General features: G+C 49.6%; 21 protein-coding genes. 9 read left to right on the top strand and 12 right to left on the bottom strand.

Features of this window, described 5'->3' with window-relative positions:
* Window positions 1–31 precede the first annotated feature (31 nt).
* The gene (locus tag Q4488_RS02795) at window positions 32–502 is read left to right on the top strand and encodes a nucleoside triphosphate pyrophosphohydrolase family protein (protein WP_303578933.1); all 471 of its coding nucleotides are present in this window, start codon (window positions 32–34) and stop codon (window positions 500–502) included.
* Between the two features lie 102 nt (window positions 503–604).
* Here the strand turns inward: Q4488_RS02795 and Q4488_RS02790 are convergent, their stop codons facing one another.
* Entirely contained in the window at window positions 605–2,584 is a 1,980-nt protein-coding gene (locus Q4488_RS02790) for a DNA topoisomerase III (protein ID WP_303578932.1), read from the bottom strand.
* 116 nt (window positions 2,585–2,700) lie between these two features.
* The gene (locus Q4488_RS02785) at window positions 2,701–3,069 is read right to left on the bottom strand and encodes a glutathione S-transferase N-terminal domain-containing protein (protein ID WP_303578931.1); all 369 of its coding nucleotides are present in this window, start codon (window positions 3,067–3,069) and stop codon (window positions 2,701–2,703) included.
* A gap of 249 nt (window positions 3,070–3,318) precedes the next feature.
* Here Q4488_RS02785 and Q4488_RS02780 point away from each other — a divergent pair, with 249 nt between their 5' ends.
* Window positions 3,319–3,909: a TIGR04211 family SH3 domain-containing protein gene (locus Q4488_RS02780; RefSeq protein ID WP_303578930.1), complete on the top strand. Its 591-nt coding sequence runs from the start codon at window positions 3,319–3,321 to the stop codon at window positions 3,907–3,909.
* A 144-nt stretch (window positions 3,910–4,053) separates the two neighbouring features.
* Here Q4488_RS02780 and Q4488_RS02775 read toward each other — a convergent pair whose 3' ends face one another.
* Window positions 4,054–5,682: an acyl-CoA synthetase gene (locus Q4488_RS02775; RefSeq protein WP_303578929.1), complete on the bottom strand. Its 1,629-nt coding sequence runs from the start codon at window positions 5,680–5,682 to the stop codon at window positions 4,054–4,056.
* A 252-nt stretch (window positions 5,683–5,934) separates the two neighbouring features.
* Between Q4488_RS02775 and Q4488_RS02770 the strand changes: the two genes are divergently transcribed.
* Window positions 5,935–7,449 (top strand): ATP-binding protein, encoded by a 1,515-nt coding sequence (locus Q4488_RS02770; protein ID WP_303578928.1) that lies wholly within the window; start codon window positions 5,935–5,937, stop codon window positions 7,447–7,449.
* Window positions 7,450–7,461: 12 nt separating this feature from the next.
* Complete coding sequence (locus tag Q4488_RS02765) at window positions 7,462–8,067, top strand: response regulator transcription factor (protein ID WP_303578927.1); 606 nt, start codon at window positions 7,462–7,464, stop codon at window positions 8,065–8,067.
* A 50-nt stretch (window positions 8,068–8,117) separates the two neighbouring features.
* Here the strand turns inward: Q4488_RS02765 and Q4488_RS02760 are convergent, their stop codons facing one another.
* The 6 genes from Q4488_RS02760 to Q4488_RS02735 all read right to left on the bottom strand — a co-directional run bounded on the left by Q4488_RS02760 (window position 8,118) and on the right by Q4488_RS02735 (window position 13,938).
* Window positions 8,118–8,921 (bottom strand): alpha/beta fold hydrolase, encoded by an 804-nt coding sequence (locus tag Q4488_RS02760; protein WP_303578926.1) that lies wholly within the window; start codon window positions 8,919–8,921, stop codon window positions 8,118–8,120.
* Between the two features lie 3 nt (window positions 8,922–8,924).
* Window positions 8,925–9,344, bottom strand: a complete 420-nt coding sequence (locus tag Q4488_RS02755) for a PaaI family thioesterase (RefSeq protein WP_303578925.1) — start codon at window positions 9,342–9,344, stop codon at window positions 8,925–8,927.
* Between the two features lie 36 nt (window positions 9,345–9,380).
* Window positions 9,381–9,842: a PaaI family thioesterase gene (locus Q4488_RS02750; protein ID WP_303578924.1), complete on the bottom strand. Its 462-nt coding sequence runs from the start codon at window positions 9,840–9,842 to the stop codon at window positions 9,381–9,383.
* Between the two features lie 2 nt (window positions 9,843–9,844).
* Window positions 9,845–11,503: an AMP-binding protein gene (locus Q4488_RS02745; protein WP_303578923.1), complete on the bottom strand. Its 1,659-nt coding sequence runs from the start codon at window positions 11,501–11,503 to the stop codon at window positions 9,845–9,847.
* A 127-nt stretch (window positions 11,504–11,630) separates the two neighbouring features.
* Complete coding sequence (locus tag Q4488_RS02740) at window positions 11,631–12,770, bottom strand: CaiB/BaiF CoA-transferase family protein (RefSeq protein WP_303578922.1); 1,140 nt, start codon at window positions 12,768–12,770, stop codon at window positions 11,631–11,633.
* Window positions 12,771–12,780: 10 nt separating this feature from the next.
* Window positions 12,781–13,938 carry an acyl-CoA dehydrogenase family protein gene (locus Q4488_RS02735; RefSeq protein ID WP_303578921.1) on the bottom strand — a complete coding sequence of 386 codons (1,158 nt, stop codon included), beginning with the start codon at window positions 13,936–13,938 and terminating at the stop codon, window positions 12,781–12,783.
* Window positions 13,939–14,219: 281 nt separating this feature from the next.
* Between Q4488_RS02735 and Q4488_RS02730 the strand changes: the two genes are divergently transcribed.
* Both Q4488_RS02730 and Q4488_RS02725 read left to right on the top strand, forming a co-directional pair.
* A complete protein-coding gene (locus Q4488_RS02730) occupies window positions 14,220–14,702 on the top strand; it encodes a DUF523 domain-containing protein (protein WP_303578920.1) in 483 nt (160 codons plus the stop codon).
* An 83-nt stretch (window positions 14,703–14,785) separates the two neighbouring features.
* A complete protein-coding gene (locus tag Q4488_RS02725; RefSeq protein ID WP_303578919.1) occupies window positions 14,786–15,622 on the top strand; it encodes a mechanosensitive ion channel family protein in 837 nt (278 codons plus the stop codon).
* Between the two features lie 78 nt (window positions 15,623–15,700).
* On the opposite strand, the gene Q4488_RS02720 is transcribed toward Q4488_RS02725, so the two are convergent.
* Entirely contained in the window at window positions 15,701–16,207 is a 507-nt protein-coding gene (locus Q4488_RS02720) for a DUF3087 family protein (protein ID WP_303578918.1), read from the bottom strand.
* Between the two features lie 176 nt (window positions 16,208–16,383).
* On the opposite strand from Q4488_RS02720, the gene Q4488_RS02715 reads away from it, so the two are divergent.
* A complete protein-coding gene (locus Q4488_RS02715; RefSeq protein WP_303578917.1) occupies window positions 16,384–18,105 on the top strand; it encodes a proline--tRNA ligase in 1,722 nt (573 codons plus the stop codon).
* 88 nt (window positions 18,106–18,193) lie between these two features.
* Here Q4488_RS02715 and Q4488_RS02710 read toward each other — a convergent pair whose 3' ends face one another.
* Entirely contained in the window at window positions 18,194–18,316 is a 123-nt protein-coding gene (locus Q4488_RS02710; protein ID WP_303578916.1) for a hypothetical protein, read from the bottom strand.
* A gap of 134 nt (window positions 18,317–18,450) precedes the next feature.
* On the opposite strand from Q4488_RS02710, the gene Q4488_RS02705 reads away from it, so the two are divergent.
* Window positions 18,451–18,753: an antibiotic biosynthesis monooxygenase gene (locus tag Q4488_RS02705; RefSeq protein WP_303578915.1), complete on the top strand. Its 303-nt coding sequence runs from the start codon at window positions 18,451–18,453 to the stop codon at window positions 18,751–18,753.
* Window positions 18,754–18,795: 42 nt separating this feature from the next.
* Window positions 18,796–19,350, top strand: coding sequence for a lytic transglycosylase domain-containing protein (locus Q4488_RS02700; RefSeq protein WP_303578914.1), 555 nt, complete (start codon window positions 18,796–18,798; stop codon window positions 19,348–19,350).
* 112 nt (window positions 19,351–19,462) lie between these two features.
* Here Q4488_RS02700 and Q4488_RS02695 read toward each other — a convergent pair whose 3' ends face one another.
* On the bottom strand, window positions 19,463–19,735 hold the full coding sequence (locus tag Q4488_RS02695; protein WP_303578913.1) for an acylphosphatase: 273 nt from the start codon (window positions 19,733–19,735) through the stop codon (window positions 19,463–19,465).
* Window positions 19,736–19,765 lie beyond the last annotated feature (30 nt).

Raw genomic sequence — 19,765 nt, 5'->3', positions numbered from 1 at the left:
GTTTTTAACTGTCAACGGTATACACAGCACAATGAGTAATTTCACCGACGTATCTTATCTAAACACTGTCTTCGGCAACCTAAAAGGCGACTTACAAAATCCTGACTGGGAAAAGGCCGGCAAGCAGCTACACCTGATTCAGGAAGAACTCGCTGAATTGGTGGAAGGTATCAATCATCAGGATATGTCCGAAGTACGTGATGCAGTCGCGGATATTCTGGTCGTCACCTATGGTATGGCGCATATCCTCGGTATTGATGCCGATACCGATATGTCCGCGGTACAGGCCAGCAACCTATCTAAACTGTGCAAAACAGAGGATGAAGTCGAGCAAACACTGGCGTATTACCGTACCGAAGTAGGGCTTAACGTTTACCGTGGAGGAGAGTTACCCGAAGCCTTTATTAAATCGGCAGAAGACCAAACCGGTAAGGACGGTAAGTTTTACCCCGGCCATAAATTTCTTAAATGCATCAACTGGCATGAGCCTAAGCTGGTTTAAATAATTTTTGTTAGGCGGCTAGGCTTATCACCCGCAAACACGTTCAAACGGTGCCCAAGGCACCGTTTTTAATATCCGTTCATGGCTAGCCTTCAAGGCCACTTATCCTTTGCCAGACGTTGTTTTTCTCGGCTTACTCGGTTTTTTAGTTTTCGCTGATGCACGCTTAGCACCACTGACGGGCTTACGCGTACTCGTTCGGCTGGTACGCCGCTTTGGCTTTGGTTTAGGACTGAGCGCCTTAAGCGTATCCGGAATGACCACTTGAGACGACTGCAAAATCAACTCCCGAAGTCGTACGGCCAACGGCTGCATGAAACTGCTATAACTCGCCTCTTGCTGACACACTCGGCCTAATTCCGACTCCCAAAGGGCCGTCATATCCGGTGTTGTTGCACTATTAGGTAAACAGTTAATGAGCGCCCGCCCCACTTCCGTAGAACTGATCGCCTTACCCTCACGCTGAAGAAAACCACGGTTAAATAACAGCTCGATAATCCCCGCACGCGTCGCCTCGGTACCTAACCCATCGGTTTCTTTCAATACTTTACGAATCGCCTGATCAGTCACATAACGACCAATCCCCGTCATCGCCGCCAATAACGTCGCATCAGTGAAGTATTTCGGTGGTTGAGTATTTTTTTCTTCCAACACGCCCTCAATACAGGTCAACGGCTGCCCCTCACTCAGAGGCGGTAAGCGACTATGCTTTTCGGCTGTCTCCGAGAGTAGCGATTTCCAGCCGAGGTGCTGAGTTTGATGAGCACTAGCAATAAACTGACCACCCGCAATACGCAGGTCCACGCGAGTATCATAATATTCGTAGGGCGGCATAAACTGCGCGAGATAATAACGGCTCACTAAGATGTAGAGCTTACGCTCAGTGTCACTCAGTGAAGCCAAATTTGCCTGTCGCGTGGTCGGAATAATCGCATGGTGGGCGCTGACTTTTTTATTATTCCAGGCCGCTGAACGCCGCTTAGCATCAATCTGCGGGAGATGCTCCGCTAAGCTTGACTGATTATGCATGACACTGTCGATAACATCCGCCGCCTGCGTAAAGTGATCTTCTGGTAGATAACGACAATCAGAGCGCGGATAGGTCAACAGCTTATGCCGTTCATACAACGTCTGACAGCTATCCAAAACCGCCTTAGCACTCAGACCAAAGCGCTTCGCCGCTTCAATCTGCAAGCTCGACAAACTAAACGGCAATGGTGCATTCTCGCGCTTGCGTTTTTGTGTCAGACTCCCCCACTCTGCCGGCTGACCTGTAATGCGATTAATGACAGTCTCTGCTAATTTACGATGTAACACTCGACCGTCTTCATCTTGATAGGGCTGACAGCTTTCACTCGGCTTCCAACGCGCATTAAAACGCTCTCCCGCCTGCGTTTCGATAACCGCTTGCACCTCATAGAAGGGTTTGGAGACAAAATGTTCAATTTCTGCATCCCGTCTGACCACCAGCCCTAACAGCGGTGTTTGCACGCGACCGACGGATAACACACCCTGATAACCGGCCTTGCGGCCCTGAATACTATAGGCACGCGTCATATTGATGCCGTAAATCCAATCCGCGCGAGAGCGCGCTAAGGCCGATACAGATAACGGTATAAATTCTGAATTGAGTTTAAGGTTTTGCAACGCAGCACTGACTGCCTTTGGATTAAGGTCACTGATCAGTAACCGTCGCGCGGTTTTTTTCTTCGTCTCACTCGCCCCGAGATAATTGATCACCTCATCGACTAATAGCTGTCCTTCGCGGTCGGGATCGCCGGCGTGCACCAGCTGTTTAGATTGGCGAATCAAACGGCGCAAGACTGCCAGCTGAGATCGAGTCTTACTGCGAGGCTTTAACTTCCACTCATCAGGAATGATCGGCAGATGCTCGAAACGCCAAGGCTTAAAATCGGGATGATAGTCGGCGGGATCGGCCAGTTCGAGCAAGTGCCCCAAACACCAACTGACACAGTCGCCATTACCCAGTTCAATATACCCCTCCTGCTTTTTATGAGGTTTAGGCAATACATCGGCGATGGCGCGGGCAAGACTGGGCTTTTCTGCTATGTATAAAATCATTTTCAATAGTACTGGTTAAATATACAGATAAGTTATCCTAATTCCTTCGTCTACGCTAGCAGCAGGCATAAAAAAAGCAGCTCGCGCTGCTTTTCCTTCTCCCACGTCTCCCTCAATTATGAGGTGACATAGGTCTGTTCAAGATAATGGATAATATCGGAAGACTCATACAACCAACGAACTTCGCCGTCGGCTTCATCGATACGTAGGCACGGCACTTTCAATCGCCCTCCGCCCTGCTGTAACTCTTGCCGATACAGCTCAACTTTTTTGGCATCACGTAACTCAATATTCAATCCATTGCGACGTAGCGCACGCCTTACCTTCACGCAGAACGGGCAGGCCTCATACTGATAGAGCGACAAATGCGCGGTACGGCGATCTAACTCGCGCTGCTGCTCAGGGTCCCGTTTTATCGTGCGGGGACGCAAAACAAAGTTCAATAGCAGGATAATCCTACCGAGAAACCAACGAATAAATGCCACTATGATAACTCCTTATATTCGGGCCTGATGGCAACCGGTTAATTCGCGCGCTAGTATATCACTACCTGGATAAATTGTTGTCGTAAAAATCAAGGCTTAACCCTTGGACGATTGCTTGTATAATAGGCGATTAAGACATGCGCTGAACTTATCGCTTGCTTACCGGTCAATAGCTGTCCAGCTTTGCCTGAAAACCAGGTTTCGGTTTTAGGGGGGGGAAGGCTGAACGTCTACACAAACAGGAAGATCATGAATTCGTCAAATAAACTCCCAAAAAAGCCATGGCTTGCATGCCTTTTTGCCGCCGCCCTATCCACCTCGGCAAGTGCCGCCAACTATATCAGTGATGACGTCTATACTTTTTATCACGGAGGTCCAAGTACGGAATATCGTATTACCGGACGGATACGCAGTGGCACACCAATAACGGTTCTCAACCGTAATGAAAAGACTGATTTCATTCAAATCAAAACCCCGAGCGGCAAAGTGGGCTGGATGCCCGCAGATAAGATATCGTCTGGCACCAGCCTCGCCGACCGCTATCCTAAGCTGCAAGAACAGCTAAGCCAAAACGAAGAGAATCTGGCTATCCAAGCCAAAGAGATTTTAGCTCTAAAACAGCAAAATCAAACTCTTGCGGGACAAAATGCGGGTAATGCAGGAAAAGTCTCAGCCCTAGAAGAAGAGATTGTTAGCCTCAATCGCACCATCAATGGCATGGATGAGAGCAATCTGATGCGCTGGTTTACCTATGGCGGTCTCGTCGCCTTTGGCGGCTTATTACTCGGTTTGATGATCCCTTATCTGCCCAAACGCAGAAAACGTCACGACACTTGGTAAACGCATAGCTTGTTGATATGCCGACACCTGAAGCCTTATCTCAAGCTCAGGTGTCGATTAAGTGTATCGTCAGTTAATACTGCGCCGCGACACTCAGCCACTGAAGCGAACCTCGATGGCTTAGCCTTTCACAACGAATACTGGTTAAGTATTCGCTTTATCGCGTAAGACAAACTTTTGAATCTTACCGGTTGAGGTTTTCGGTAAGGGACCAAAAACCACCTTTTTCGGTGTTTTGAATTTCGCCATATTGTCCCGACAGAAATCAATAATCTCCTGTTCGGACACTTCAGCCCCCTCTTTTAGGGTGACAAATGCACAGGGGACTTCACCCCACTTTTCGTCATCCTTTGCAACCACCGCGGCTTCCATCACGCTTTTATTCCGGTAAAGCACATCTTCGACCTCAATAGAGGAGATATTTTCTCCTCCCGAGATAATGATATCTTTTGACCGATCCTTGATTTCGATATAGCCATCAGGGTGCCACACCGCGAGATCGCCAGAGTGGAACCATCCCCCGGCAAAACTTTCTTCCGTCGTGACTGGGTTTTTCAGATATCCCTTCATCACCAAGTTACCGCGCATAAAGATCTCACCGAGGGTTAGGCCATCCTGCGGGACCGGCTCTAGCGTACTCGGATCAGCCACCATCAATCCATCGAGCATGGGGGCACGTACCCCTTGACGAGATTTCAATCGCGCAATTTCCTCATCAGTCCCCGTATTCCACTCTTGATGCCATTCACACACCACCGACGGACCGTAGGTTTCGGTTAAGCCGTACACATGAGTGACACTGAAACCCATCGCCTCCATCCCCTGAATCACGGTGGCGGGTGGCGCGGCCCCCGCAGTCATGACCTTCACCTCATGATGGATACCCGTTTTCATCTCATCTGGGGCGTTATTCAGCATATTCAACACAATCGGCGCACTACAGAAATGATTGACTTGTTCACCTTTGATAGCGGCGTAAATATCATCCGCCCGCACATGACGCAGACACACACTCACACCCGCCGATGCCGCCAAACTCCATGGAAAACACCAACCATTGCAATGAAACATCGGCAAGGTCCACAGATACACCGGATGATGGCCCATATCCCAAGAGACAATATTACTCATCGCATTCAGATAAGCGCCACGATGATGATACACCACCCCTTTCGGGTTACCCGTGGTGCCAGAGGTATAATTCAGGGTAATCGCGTCCCATTCATCATCAGGCATCTGCCAGTTGTAGTCAGCATCACCACTGGCGATAAAGGCCTCATAATCGGTGCTGCCAATCAACTGCCCGCCTTCATAATAAGGATCATCAATATCAATGACTAAAGGCTTATGGGGGATCATTTTCAAGGCTCTTTCGATGACATCCGAAAACTCTCGATCCACCATGACGACCTTCGCTTCACCATGCTGCAAAATAAAGGCAATGGCTTCGGCATCAAGACGAACATTCAAGGCGTTTAATACCGCACCACACATCGGCACACCAAAATGCGCCTCAAATAGCTCAGGTAGATTGGGTGCCATCACCGCCACCGTATCCCCTTTACCGATGCCACTTTGCGCCAAGGCACTGCCTAACTGCCGGCAACGCGCATAGGTTTCTGACCAGTTACGACGGGTGTGCTGATGCACCACGGCCAGATGGTTAGGAAAGACGAAAGCGGAGCGTTCGATAAAACTTAAAGGACTCATCGCAGAGAAGTTGGCGGCGTTCTTCTCCAGCCCGAACTGATACGGATTCGAGTGTATTGACATAATCGTTTGCCCTTAGCTTAGCCATAGCTGCATTTCGCGAGCAGACACAGCATTAATTATTGTATGAAACGGGTGTTAAAATCGCCCCGCTAGGGTATACCCTGATTGCATCCGCTATAATACGTGATTACCCTAACGAAACAAGTTAGCCTTAAGTCATAAGCTGCGTAACATACAACGCTTATAAAGACAGTACTTATAAAAAGTACTTAGTTAGGCCATTACGGGTTTTTACCTGATCAGCGAGCCTCCATGAGTATAGAACAAAACCTAAAAGCCATCAGCGAGATGGATGAGGGAGAACGCTCCCGCTTTCTGGTAGAACAGTCTACCGATATGATCTCCCGCCATACGCCGACAACCGAGTGGACCTTTCTTGATGTCAGTCCTGCGGTCGAACGCATGCTCGGCTATACCGTTGAAGAGATGATTGGCACCCCTGGCTACGATCTATTCCATCCCGAAGATGCCGATAATCTGATCAAGCGTTCAGACTCCGTACGTTACCGTAAAGGAATGTACACCAACGTTTATCGCTATAAGCATAAAAATGGTCACTATATCTGGCTTGAGACCACCAGCCGCACCCTGCGCAATGCTGAAGGCAAGCCCATTGAAGTGGTGTGCGTATCCCGCGATGTTACCGAACAGACGTTGGCACAACAGGCGACTCGGCGACTCGCTCGAGTGGTCGAAGCGTCCTCCGATATGATCATGTTTTGCAACCATAAAACCATGCAGCTTACTTACATGAATGAGGCCACTTACATCACTCTGGGCAGCGAAAAAGAAAACCCGATGGTGTTTTATCTTGAGCAGATGTTTAGCCCCAAAGTGTTTGCTTCGCTAGTACAGGATGCGCTCAGCCATGCGGCCGCTCACGGTACTTGGTATGGCAGCATAAAAATGCAGTTACCTTCCGGTCGAGATCGCACCGCCGAGATTCGCGAAGTGATTGCGCACCGCAACCTTAACGATGATATGCAGGTCGAATATTATTCCATCATCGGTCGCGATATTACCCTCAGACGCAAAGCTGAAGATGAAATGAAGCGCAATCAACTGGAGATGGCGCATATTGCCCGATTACTCTCAGTTGGCGAGATGGCGTCGGGGCTGGCTCATGAGATCAATCAGCCACTCGCCGCCATCCTGAATTATTGCCGCGGATCGATGCGGCGTATCGAAGAGGGCCGAATTAGCTCGGTGGATGAAATTAGTCACGCCATGGGGTTAATTACTCGGCAAGCGAAACGCGCCGCCGAAATCGTTAAGCGCATGCGCAGCTTTGTGAAAAAAACTGAATATCAACGGATGGAGTTCTCGCTGAACGAAAGCTGTCAGGAGATCGCCGAATTCCTAAAGCAGGAAGCATTAGATCACAACACCACGTTTGAATTTGAGCTATCATCGGGTGAACTACCCATTATTGCCGATAAAATTCAGATTGAGCAGGTATTGGTTAACCTGATTCGCAATGCTATCGAGGCCTATAACGACTGTGAAACCAGTCATCGTCCCGTTATTATCGGTACGCGCCAAAGCAAAGACTGTATCTATATCTCAGTGTCTGATCATGCTAACGGTATCAGCTCTGACATTTTAAGTCAGTTATTTGAACCCTTCTTTACCTCAAAATCGACTGGATTAGGCATGGGATTATCCATCTCCCGTACAATTATCGAGGCTCATGGCGGACAACTATGGGCAGAAAGTGATGGCCGGACAGGCACACAGTTTTATATTAAAATGCCCGCGAAAGGCTAGGATCAAACACACATGAGTAGATACAACGGTACCGTTTTTATTGTCGACGATGACGACGATTTTCGTGATTCCATGCAATGGCTATTAGAAAGTGATGACCTGTCGGTTAAAAGCTTTTCCTCCGCCCGCGATTTTCTCAGCAACTATCAAGACGATCAGGGCTGTATGCTACTAGATGTTCGCATGCCCGAGATTAATGGCTTAGCATTACAGCAAATTATGCTTGAGAAAGAGATCCGCTTACCGATTATTGTCCTCAGTGGTCATGGCGATATTCCCATGGCCGTGACGGCGATGAAAAACGGCGCGATCGATTTTCTTGAAAAGCCCTTCGATGACGAAGTACTGATCCCGCTGGTGCAACGGGCATTGAAACAATCCGATCAAATTCTCGCCGGACAACAGCAGCGACAACAGATTCAACAACGTTATGAAACCCTCAGCCGACGTGAACGGGAAGTGATGGCGCTGGTAGTCTCAGGCAAAGCCAATCGAGAGATCGCCGAAGAGCTGGGCATTAGCCCAAAAACGGTTGAAGTCCACCGTTCTCGCGTGATGAGCAAAATGCGAGCAGAAAGCCTGCCAGACCTAGTGAATCAAGCGGCTCAGTTGAACTGAGACATAACGCACCACAGCGGCCGCTAATCAAACCATGCAAACGGGCGGCCTCACAACTCTAGCGATTCGAGAAAGGCCGTCATCGCCTGCAGAGTCGCTGTTTTTGCCTGCAGATGCGGTACATGCCCACAGTGGGGTAAAAACAGGCCGCTTGCCTGCTCACCAATGCCGGCAACAATGTCGTCAACCTGAGCAACCTCACCATACTCGTCATCCTCGCCCTGTATAATCAAGGCTGGACAGTTAATGTTGTTAACCCACTCGCTCAGATCAAGTGGCTGAAAACGATCTCGCAACCAGGTTTCATGCCAAGCACGAAACAGTAGATCAGTGCGTTCACCATGATAACGGGCCAGCTTTTCAGGAAAATCGGTTGTCTCGTATAGCTCGACAGCGGCCCTAATACCCGCCGTGGTTAAGGAGTCGATACGAATATGCGCCGCCTCGGTGATAATCGCGACCACCCGCTCAGGTATCGCTGCCGCGGCAATTAAAGCAATAGAACCACCATCACTATGGCCAATCAACACCACCCGATCCAACCCGGCAGCATCTAAGACAAGCTTAAGCCAATCTCGGCCTTCGCGATCAAGATAATCATCCGGACGCGGCAAGGTAATCGGTGATGAACGACCATAACCGCGACGCTCATAAACCAGCAAGTCCATGCCGGTTGCAGCGGCTAACAATTGTGGAAAGTCCTTCCACATATCGATATGCCCCAATGCCTCATGTAACAACACCAGAGCTGGCCGATCCAAGCCTTCGTTATGGGGATGACGACCGTGCAGCGCAAAAATCTCAGTACCATCGTCGAGGATAAGTCGCCGCTCTTGCCACTGAATCTCAGCCATTATTTAACGCTCCGCTGGTATTGAGTAGGTCAGCGTGGTGTGCGCCACCACCTCTTCACTGCCCTCTGAACGGATCCACACCTCGCCAACCGCCAATCGTTTGCCCACTTTCATCAAATTACAGCGAGCGATCAAGTCGCAATCCGGTTGAGGTTTACTCATAAAATTGATATTCAAGTTGGTCGTCACCGCCAATGCAACCGGCCCAATCTGACCTAACAACGCCGCATACATGCAGACATCCGCCAATGCCATCATCGATGGCCCCGACACCGTCCCTCCCGGTCGTAGATGTTCTGCATCAACCGGCAATCTCATTTCAGCCCAGTTATCACCTAATTCACTGAGCACACCAAACTTTTCACCCTGCGGAAAATGTTCCGTTAAAAAAGCACTCATCTGCTCCATTGTCATGACCAGCATCGCAACGTCGCTCCTTGTTTTCATACATTTTTATTATTAACGTTTATCGACCACCGCCAGCGTTACCATCGCTTTGGACACCAGTTCGGCGTGTTCACCCCGTAAGCAGAACACCTCTGCCTCGGCAATGATTAAACTGGCGCCGGGCTTTAACACCCGTGCCTGACAGCAAAGCCGTTCACCGTCAGCCGCGCGCAGCAGATTAAGCTTAAACTCTGCCGTGAGAATAATCTGCCCTTCGGCCAACAAGGTCGCCGCAGCTGTTCCGGCACTGTGATCAGCCAGCGTGGCTTGCACGCCTGCATGAACATAACCGTCCTGTTGCAGGTGGTTTTCTTGCAACGTCAAAGCAGTGTGACAGCGCCCTGCTGCAAAATCAGTTAATTGAAACCCTAACGCTTGAACAAACGGTGCCTGAGAAAACACCCGTTCAACTTCTGCCGCGAAGTTCGGATTACGCACTTGATACTCCGTCGGCAACGCCGGCAGCTCAATCATCGTTACGCCATACCATCCGCTTCATCTTTAGCTCGATTACGCAGGATAAAGCGCTGAATTTTACCACTCGGCGTTTTTGGCAGTTCCTGCATAAACTCGATCTCCCGTGGGAAAGCGTGTGTCGATAGACGGCTGCGAACGTGCGTCTTCAGCTCAGCGATGAGTTCTTCACTAGGATCAAACTGCTCGCGAAGCACCACATAGGCCTTAATAATCGCGCCACGCTCAAGATCAGGCTTACCGATCACGCCGCTTTCCGCCACGGCTTCATGTTCCAGCAGCGTGTTTTCAACATCTGATGGCCCAACGCGGTAACCGGCGGTGGTGATAATGTCATCATCTCGGCCATTAAACGAATAACTGCCATCACCGTGACTGACGACTACATCTCCCGTGAGATAGTACTTCCCGCGGAACGGATTTTTCTCGCCCCAGGTATAGCCAGGAAAAATAAACAGCGGGGAATTTTCCATATCCACGGCTAGCTCGCCAATCTGACCTTCTTGTAGTTCATTGAGATCATTATCCAATGCCACCACTCGATGCCCTGGAAGCGAAAAGCCCATCGAGCCCACCCGCACAATATCCTGCTTAAGCGCGTGATGATTACAGGCAGTCATACCGGTTTCGGTCTGACCATAATGGTCCATCACCGGGCAGCCTAAACGTCGCTCAACCCAACCAATTACCTCAGGATTAAGTGGCTCCCCGGCGCTGCTAGCGAGACGCAAATTAAAGCCACTGTTTTCAGCTAACAACTCTTCATGCGCCATCAATAAGCGATACGCCGTTGGTGCGGCCGCTAAGTTAGTAATCTTATACTTACTGAGCATGTTATAGGTTGATTCAGGGGTAAACGCATTCTCATTGAAGTGCGTGGTATTACCTAACAGCAAGGGCCCAACCACCGCATAATAGAGGCCGTAAGCCCAACCGGGATCTGCCACATTCCAATAACGATCTTGCGGCTCTAAGCCGATGGCATAGCGCATATAAACATAGAATGACAACAACGCACGCGCAGGTACGGCCACCCCTTTCGCTTTACCCACCGTACCAGAGGTAAACATCTGCAAGAAGGGATCATCGGCACTGACTCTCACCGGCTCAAACGCTGTACTTTGCGCGCTCATCTCCGCTTCAAAATCAGCTAATTCGGCATAACGATCCGCCGCTTGATCTCGATTAAACAGCACCACCGGAGGACAACCATGAACCGCATCCAATTTTTCAATGTTATCGGGGTCGGTGACAATCAGTTTCGTCTGCGCTTGAGTCACCCGGTATTCAATCGCACCACTACCAAACGCCGTAAACAATGGCTGATAAACAGCACCGGCTCGCAATGTGCCTAACACCACCACCAGCAGTTCTGGCGTACGCGGCATTAAACACGCCACTCGATCGCCTTTACCGATACCTCGAGCGGCTAGCAGATTGGCAAATTGAGCCGCCCGCTGCTGCAACTCGGCAAAAGAATGACTCGATGCCGGCCGCACAGCCCCCTCATAATTCAGCGCGATGCGTTGCTCATCCTCAGCCCAACGGTCACAGATCTCTTCACAGACATTAAAGCCCTGTTTTAGATTTCCGATCAGCTTCTCTTCAATCATGGACGGTGTAAAGGAATCATAAAATTCCTGGTAATTCTCAATAGTCATTATTTGCCTCGTTATTATGTTTATTAAGGCCCTGCTAGAGAACGCGAAGCGCCCCATAACAGGTTTATCCCTTTATGTGCTTATTTTATCTAGCCAAACCATGATTGATGTCATGCAGGATCACGGGCTAATCAAACAGTCCGGCATCCCTTAGTTTGTCAATCTCAGTCTGGCTATAGCCTAATCTTTCCATTATTTGTGCACCCTGCTCACCACACCGAGGAGCCGGCTGTATCGGTTGCTGCTCAAATCCGAGGGCCGAGCCAACCTGCCGTTCACCACTGGGTTGCGTGACGATCATATGACGGGCAACAAACTGGGGATGTTCGGCGGCTTCAGACACACTCAAAACCGGCTCGACACAGATATCTTCATCAGCCAACTGCTCACACCAGGTTTCGAGATCCTGCTGAGCAAACTTTTGCTGTAACAATGTTTTCAACTGACGCTCTTCTAACGGTGGGTTATCTTGTATATTCAATGCCCTCGCCAATCGCTGACGAAACTGTGGCTCGAGACTGCCCACCGACAGGTAACGCTCATCGGCGGTACGGTAATAATCATAGACCCCATCACCATTGAGAAAGTGACTCTCGGGCTGTGGGTCCGGCGCACCGTTTAACGCCGCCGGTATCATCAATGCCTGCAGCGCAAGGGTGTTATCTGCCATCGAGATATCCAGAAAGCAACCTTCACCACTCCGTTGCCGACCGATGACCGCCGCCAATATCGAAATCACGGCGGGATGCGAGCCGGCCGCCACATCGGCCACTTGTAACCCCATCGGCGCTGGGCCACTGGCCTTACGCCCCAGATGGCTGGCCGCGCCCGACAGCGCCAGATAGTTAAGATCATGACCCGCTTTATCGCGATAGGGGCCGGTTTGACCATAACCGGTAATCGAGCAGTAAATCAGCCGTGGATTCACCTGTTTCAGGGTGTCGTAATCTAACCCCAAGCGCGCCATCACCCCAGGACGAAACTGTTCAATTAAAATATCGTATTCCGCTACCAACTGACTGATCAGCCCAACCGCCTCCGGGTGTTTAAGATTCAACGCAAGAGATTGTTTACCCCGGTTAAGGTAGCTAAAAGCAGCCGACTGACCATCGATCAACGGTTTCATATTGCGCACCAGATCATGCCGAGAAGCCGACTCAACCCGTAACACCTCAGCACCTAAATCCGCTAACATCATGGTGGCATAAGGGCCTGGTAACAGCGTCGATAGATCGAGTACTTTTAGACCTTTCAGGGGCTCTTTCACGGCTAGATCCTCAACGGGCAGCGTTTAGTATTTCGCGTGCAATAATCAATCTTTGAACTTCGCTGGTGCCCTCATAGATTGAGGTAATGCGCACATCCCGACTCATCCGCTCTAACGGGTACTCCTGCATATAGCCGTAGCCACCGAGTAACTGTAACGCGGTGTAACAGGCCTGATTGGCTTTTTCACTAGCAAACAATTTGGCCATCGATGCTTGTTTCGCGAAGCTCTGACCCCGTTGCTTACGATCCGCGGCGCTCATTAATAAAAGGCGCGCCGCTTCAAGTTCTGTCATCCGGTCGGCAATCATCCATTGCAACCCTTGGAAGTCGGCAATCGGCTTACCAAACTGCTGACGCTCTTTGGTGTAGGCAATGGCATAATCCATCGCCGCTAGCCCAACCCCTAGGGCCAATGAACCGATACCGATACGACCGCCGGCTAATTCACTGACCGCGATTCGAAAGCCATCATTCAACTCACCGAGCATGGCAGAATCGGGAACTTCACACTGATCAAAATGGACTTCATTGGTCGCCGAGCCATGCTGCCCCATTTTTTTCTCGGCAGCACCGACGGTGATACCGGCGGCATCCGCAGGCACTAGAAAGCAGGTGATCCCTTTACCTTTTCTTGCCTCGGGGTCAGTCACAGCCCACACCACAAAGACGCCGGCAAATTCCGCACTGGTGATCCACTGCTTCGTGCCAGAGATAGACCAGCCATTGTCCGTTTTCACGGCTTTGGTGCGCATCGATGCCGGATCTGAACCCGCCCCCGCTTCCGTCAAGCAGAAGCTACCACTGAGATATTCACCGCTACAGAGCTTAGGCAAGTAGTGCTGTTTCTGTGCTTCACTACCCACCACCTGAATCACTTCGGCCACCATATTAGTCACCGACATGGTCACGGCCGTTGATGCACAAGCCCGGGCGATTTCAGTGACCGCTAAACTAAAGGCGACCGCCCCCGCATCGGTGCCGCCATACTCCGCATCGATGTTCAGGCCCATGAAGCCTAGCTCGGCGAGTTCACGACAATGAGTGGTAAGAATGCTGTGATCTTTCGTCTGATCAAGCTGTTCGGCAGTCGGCGCCAGCTCACTTTCCGCATAGCGGCGGGCAGCGTCCTGAATCATGTGTTGTTCTTCGGTGAGATTCAGATCCATCGGAAATTCCTAGTTTTTATTATCTGAGTTTGGCAGCGCCAAACCAATATTAGGGTATACCCCTAAGTATATACCCTAAAATCAGCCAAAAGGTAAACAGTGACGTGAAAAAAAATTATCTTCGATCCCTCCCTGCAAAGCTTAAAACGATAGTCAGAAAGCCGCCCTAGTTGAGAAAAAGCGACAAGATAATCCCCTTTATCCTTAGTTTAATTGTCCTGTCAGATTTACCTGTTAGAATCCGCTGCGTCATCAAATCATCTAGCGATACCGACTGAATAATGAATAACAGCCAGAACAATAAAATCCTCATCAGTGCTTGCCTGCTCGGCAGTAAAGTCCGTTACGATGGCAACCATAACCTAATCGATAGTGAGCTTATTCAACGGCTACGCGATGAAGGTCGCTTAGTGCCCGTTTGCCCTGAAATTGAAGGCGGGTTAACCACCCCACGCGCACCCGCAGAAATCCAAGATAAATTTCCCCTGCGCATCACTACAATCAACGATGAAGATGTCACACCACAGTTTTTAAGCGGCGCAGAACGCGCCTTAGACATTGCTCAACGAGAAGGCTGTTGTTGTGCTTTGATGAAATCCCGCAGCCCCTCATGCGGCAATCATGAAATTTACGATGGCCACTTCAGCGGCACGCTTAAGTCAGGCTCAGGCGTGACCGCCGATGAACTGATGCGGCATGGTTTTCCGGTATACAATGAACGTCAACTCGATCAATTAATCGAATTTATAGCACGACATAATTAAGAACATCATTCCTCCCTAGCGCTTGCGACCGATTGTGCGTTATTCTGCATCATTTAGCACGTTAAGCCACAGGAGCCCCTTTTATGATGTCTGAAGAGCTGGCCACTCTGTCACAGTTTTACACCCTGATTATTGATTTTTTTGTTAATTACAGTTTTCAGGTTATCGGTGCCATCATCATTCTCATTGTGGGACTCATCATCTCACGCTGGGTCGGCAGATTGGTACTGCGCGTCTGCCTTAAACACAAAGTGGATGTTACCCTCAGTAACTTTATCAGCAGCACCATCAAGCTCTTGCTAATCGCTATGGTGGTCATTATCTGTTTAGGCAAGTTTGGTATCAGTGTCGCCCCTTTTATCGCCGCCATCGGTGCAATTTCACTGAGTATCGGTTTAGCACTGCAAGGAGTTTTTTCAAACTACGGGGCCGGATTCACTATCATTTTAACCCGCCCATTTGTGGTGGGTAATACGTTACGCTGTAACGATGTTTACGGGGTGGTTGAAGAGATTCGCCTCGCCCACACGCTACTATCGACTGAAGATGGTGAAATCATCACTATTCCCAATAAACATATCGTCGGTGAGGTACTGATCAATTCATTTGAAAATGCCATTGTCGAAGCCAGCATCGGCATCAGTTACTCGGCCAACTCAGATCAAGCCATCGCCTTGATTCGGGCCCAACTACAAGCCAACCCCGGCATCGTTAAAGAGCCCGCACCGCAAGTCGGTATCGCCAATTTTGGCGACTCTAGCGTCGATATCGCTTATCGCTATTGGGTGCCAACGAAACAACTGTTTGAGCTTCAATTTCAAGTCAATGGCGCTATTTACAAAGCCTTCAATGAGGCGGATATTGAGATTCCATTCCCGCAACGGGAAGTGACAGTAAAACATGAAAAAAGCCGTGAATAGCACGGCTTAGTTTGACCCATCATGCAGTGACGCCATCGCGGTGAATGATTCAGTCTCGCCGCGATCGAATCGATGATTTCAATACTGATCTAACATTTGCGGACGAAAGTCAGCGTCGGTGACGCTTACGCCATACTGATCCATCACCTGCTGTAGCTCACGCATCGAGGCGTGCAGATCATCCATGGTGATCGTGTTGTTATCTAAATTATATAATTGCTCTGACCCCTGATAGCTCCAGTTTAAGATAATCATGGCGTCTCGCTCGCCGGCTTCTGCCGCTGCTTTGATGTTTTTCTGCTTACGATATATTTTGTTAAGCATCTGTTTAAGATCCCAGACATAACTAATCTCATGCATATATTCGTGCTCACGATAACGCCGCAGCAACGTCAGTACGACAATACCACCGATCACCACGCCGGTGACATTTAGCCAAAAGTTACTGCCATCGGTATTGCCGATTATCTGAATCAAGAGGCTCGAAACCGTTAACGCAATCACGGCTAAAATGATCACCACGCCAATCATAATCTGCTTATAATGCTTACTGTAACGTTCTTTATTGATCTGTTTTAACTGCATGCTGTTTCCCCTGTGACATCAACGGCCGATTATAGAGCCTCCGGCGTTCAAAGAAAGCGATGCCATATCAGTATTTAGGTTTTTATATTGAATTGTTTCACTGCCCCCTTGTTCCAAACGCCTCCCCCCCCTAAAATGCTTGCTCTTTAAAGTTTCGGATATCAGGTTAAAAATTTATGCGCGCCAGTCAATTTCTGATTGCAACACTGAAAGAAACACCTTCTGATGCAGAAGTGATTAGCCACCAGCTGATGCTTCGCTCAGGCATGGTACGTAAAGTCGCGGCAGGGCTGTACAATTGGCTTCCCACAGGGCTCCGTACCCTGCGTAAAGTAGAACGGATTGTTCGCGAAGAGATGGATAAATCTGGCGCTCAAGAAGTTCTCATGCCGTCTATTCAACCCGCAGAACTGTGGCAAGAATCGGGTCGTTGGGAGAAATACGGTCCAGAACTGCTGCGCCTACATGATCGTCATCAGCGTGAATTCTGCGTCGGCCCAACCCACGAAGAAGTGATTACCGATCTGGTGCGTAATGAAATTCACAGCTATAAACAGCTGCCTGCCAATTTCTACCAAATACAAACTAAGTTCCGTGATGAAGTACGGCCACGCTTTGGCATCATGCGTTCACGCGAATTTATCATGAAAGATGCCTACTCGTTCCACAGCAATCTTGAATCATTGCAACAGACCTATGATCTAATGCATCAGACGTATTGCAAAATTTTCGATCGTATCGGCCTCGACTACCGTCCAGTCTTGGCAGATAACGGCTCGATCGGTGGTAATTCATCGCATGAGTTCCATGTGCTTGCGGCTTCTGGCGAAGATGATATCGCTTTTTCTGATAGCAGCGACTTTGCCGCCAATATTGAAAAAGCCGAAGCCGTGGCGCCGACCCGCGAACGCGCAGCGCCGACCGAAACGATGACACTCGTCGATACGCCGAATGCAAAAACCATCGCTCAGCTGGTTGAGCAACACAACCTCGCGATCGAAAAAACCATCAAGACGCTATTCGTTAAAGCCTCAGATGAGTGCGAAGCGGATTTCGTGGCCTTGCTGGTGCGTGGCGATCACGATCTCAACGAGGTTAAAGCCGAAAAATTAGCACAGGTTGCCGTGCCCTTAGAGATGGCCGATGAAGAAGCCATTAAAGCGCTGATCGGTGCAGGCCCTGGCTCACTAGGCCCCGTAAACTTGCCGATCCCCTGTATCGTTGACCGCACAGTTGCAGTAATGTCTGACTTCGGCGCCGGTGCTAACATTGAAGGTAAGCATTATTTCGGCGTTAACTGGGATCGCGATGTTGCGTTGCCAGAAGTTGCTGATCTGCGTAATGTGGTTGAAGGCGACCCAAGCCCATGTGGTCAAGGTAAGATTGTCATTAAACGCGGTATCGAAGTCGGTCATATTTTCCAGTTGGGGCAGCAATATTCACAAGCATTGAATGCCAATGTATTGGATGAGAATGGCAAAGCCGTCACCATGGATATGGGGTGTTACGGTATCGGGGTTTCCCGCGTAGTAGCCGCTGCGATCGAGCAGAACTATGACGACCGTGGTATTATTTGGCCCGAAGCGATTGCCCCCTTCAGCATCGCCCTAGTTGCCCTTAAGTATGAAAAATCAGAAGCGGTTCGTCATCAAGCGGATACTCTGTATGAAACACTGACAGCGGCAGGCTATGAAGTCATTCTGGATGATCGCCCTAAGGTTAGCCCTGGCGCTAAGATGGCCGATATGGAACTGATGGGTATTCCTCATCGCATCGTCATCTCTGATCGAGGCCTTGAAGCCGGCACGGTTGAATACAAATATCGCCGTGCTGCCGATAAACAGGAGATCACGCTGACCGATTTGGACGATTTTATTCGCACAACAATCGCTCAATAATAGTCAAAGGGGCCGTCAAAACGGTTACACGTCCACAAGAAGCAGGCCGCGCGCCTGCTTTTTTTTGCCACATCAACATCAGCACTCCTTAGCCACTAGCGGCACCCTCCTGTTGCAGCATAACCGTTTCCTCTAACTGCCCAACCTCCACCAACACCCAGTCGTTAGCCGATAACGAGCGCATCTCACAATAAACCACAGGATAAAACACCGGTTTCCTCGCACTGTCTTGCGAATAGCACATCGATAGACTGGAAATTCGCGCTGAAGCCAAGCATTATTAGCAGACTCTTTTCACTGGGCTCAGGCTATACCGAGCCTCATAACACTAGGAATCCGCTATCTATGTATATCGCCATGAACCGCTTCCGTATTAAACTGGGCCACGAACAAGACTTTATCGACATCTGGAAAAATCGTGACAGCCATCTCGAATCGGTGGCGGGATTTGTCTCTTTCAATCTCCTCCAAGGTGTCAGTAACGATGAATATACGCTGATGTCTTCCCACGCCGTCTGGCAAGATAAAGCCGCCTTCGATGGCTGGTTAACATCCGATGCATTCAAAAAGGCTCATGCCAACGCCGGTAGCCGCAAAGATATCTATATGGGACCGCCTCAATTCGAAGGCTTTGAAGCGGTGATTTAAAAACCGCTATAATCTACTTTTAACCCTTGTAGGTAGACGCCTGTGCGACTGACAATCACTCTGCTATTGATGCTATGGTCTTTGCCGCTGTTTGCTGCAGCGCAGGCTATCGACCCAGAACTGCGGGAAGAATTAAAACAAGCCTTTGCCGACAGTAGCAGCTTCGAAGACCGGTTTGCCGCTGAAGTCTGGCTCACCGATATGTCCGGCCGCACTCAGCGATATGTCGCTAGCGATCGAGAACGCATTGAAATCCTGACAACGGTTCACGCAGAGGCCGCCCGCGTCGAACTACCTCCCGCACTATTACTCGGTGTGATTCATACTGAAAGCTTATTTAACCGCTTCGCGGTATCGGTGGTCGGCGCACAGGGGTTGATGCAGGTTATGCCCTTCTGGAAAAAAGAGATTGGTCGCAATGATGATAATCTCACCAATATTCAGACCAACCTTCGCTACGGCGCCACGATTTTAAAACACTATCTGAAACGCTCAAAAGGCAATCTAACCGAAGCTCTCGCGCGCTATAACGGTAGCTATGGCAAGGTCTGGTATCCTGAGAAGGTATATAAAAATCAACGTCGATACGAAGATTGAAAGCTAAAGAAGGTGCTATTTCCGCTTCCCTAATAAAAAAGCGATGGCTAATTAAACCCATCGCTGCAATGCTGCTTCTATTTAATAACATCGCTCGACTTATTGGCGTCGATCAAATAATCAGAAACTCAATAAATTCTTCTACAGGCTCAACTCGGGCGGCTTTGACCTCAGCCACCGTCGCCAACTCAGGACCGATACTGAGCCAAGCTTCCAACTGCAATAAGCCATGTTCATGACCATGCGCCATCACTTCGACTCGGCCATCATCTAGATTACGCACCCAACCGGTCAAACCATGCGCTTGAGCCTTTTCCAATGTCGACTGTCGAAACCAAACCCCTTGCACTCGACCACTGACGAACGCATGTAAGCACTGCCCCATAAGGATTCCTCTTGTACTGTCTATTAAATC

The organism is Amphritea sp. 1_MG-2023 (assembly GCF_030547545.1).
GTDB lineage: Bacteria > Pseudomonadota > Gammaproteobacteria > Pseudomonadales > Balneatricaceae > Amphritea.
This window is presented reverse-complemented; position numbering and strand designations above follow the sequence as displayed.

What these genes read in the sequence shown, in the direction of transcription:
- Q4488_RS02790 (WP_303578932.1), bottom strand. Translation starts at nt 2,584, where the DNA reads ATGATTTTATACATAGCAGAAAAGCCCAGTCTTGCCCGCGCCATCGCC.
- Q4488_RS02750 (WP_303578924.1), bottom strand. Translation starts at nt 9,842, where the DNA reads ATGATTGAGCTGCCGGCGTTGCCGACGGAGTATCAAGTGCGTAATCCG.
- Q4488_RS02745 (WP_303578923.1), bottom strand. Translation starts at nt 11,503, where the DNA reads ATGACTATTGAGAATTACCAGGAATTTTATGATTCCTTTACACCGTCC.
- Q4488_RS02755 (WP_303578925.1), bottom strand. Translation starts at nt 9,344, where the DNA reads ATGCTGGTCATGACAATGGAGCAGATGAGTGCTTTTTTAACGGAACAT.
- Q4488_RS02775 (WP_303578929.1), bottom strand. Translation starts at nt 5,682, where the DNA reads ATGTCAATACACTCGAATCCGTATCAGTTCGGGCTGGAGAAGAACGCC.
- Q4488_RS02765 (WP_303578927.1), top strand. Translation starts at nt 7,462, where the DNA reads ATGAGTAGATACAACGGTACCGTTTTTATTGTCGACGATGACGACGAT.
- Q4488_RS02735 (WP_303578921.1), bottom strand. Translation starts at nt 13,938, where the DNA reads ATGGATCTGAATCTCACCGAAGAACAACACATGATTCAGGACGCTGCC.
- Q4488_RS02760 (WP_303578926.1), bottom strand. Translation starts at nt 8,921, where the DNA reads ATGGCTGAGATTCAGTGGCAAGAGCGGCGACTTATCCTCGACGATGGT.
- Q4488_RS02795 (WP_303578933.1), top strand. Translation starts at nt 32, where the DNA reads ATGAGTAATTTCACCGACGTATCTTATCTAAACACTGTCTTCGGCAAC.
- Q4488_RS02770 (WP_303578928.1), top strand. Translation starts at nt 5,935, where the DNA reads ATGAGTATAGAACAAAACCTAAAAGCCATCAGCGAGATGGATGAGGGA.
- Q4488_RS02720 (WP_303578918.1), bottom strand. Translation starts at nt 16,207, where the DNA reads ATGCAGTTAAAACAGATCAATAAAGAACGTTACAGTAAGCATTATAAG.
- Q4488_RS02780 (WP_303578930.1), top strand. Translation starts at nt 3,319, where the DNA reads ATGAATTCGTCAAATAAACTCCCAAAAAAGCCATGGCTTGCATGCCTT.
- Q4488_RS02725 (WP_303578919.1), top strand. Translation starts at nt 14,786, where the DNA reads ATGATGTCTGAAGAGCTGGCCACTCTGTCACAGTTTTACACCCTGATT.
- Q4488_RS02730 (WP_303578920.1), top strand. Translation starts at nt 14,220, where the DNA reads ATGAATAACAGCCAGAACAATAAAATCCTCATCAGTGCTTGCCTGCTC.
- Q4488_RS02715 (WP_303578917.1), top strand. Translation starts at nt 16,384, where the DNA reads ATGCGCGCCAGTCAATTTCTGATTGCAACACTGAAAGAAACACCTTCT.
- Q4488_RS02705 (WP_303578915.1), top strand. Translation starts at nt 18,451, where the DNA reads ATGTATATCGCCATGAACCGCTTCCGTATTAAACTGGGCCACGAACAA.
- Q4488_RS02695 (WP_303578913.1), bottom strand. Translation starts at nt 19,735, where the DNA reads ATGGGGCAGTGCTTACATGCGTTCGTCAGTGGTCGAGTGCAAGGGGTT.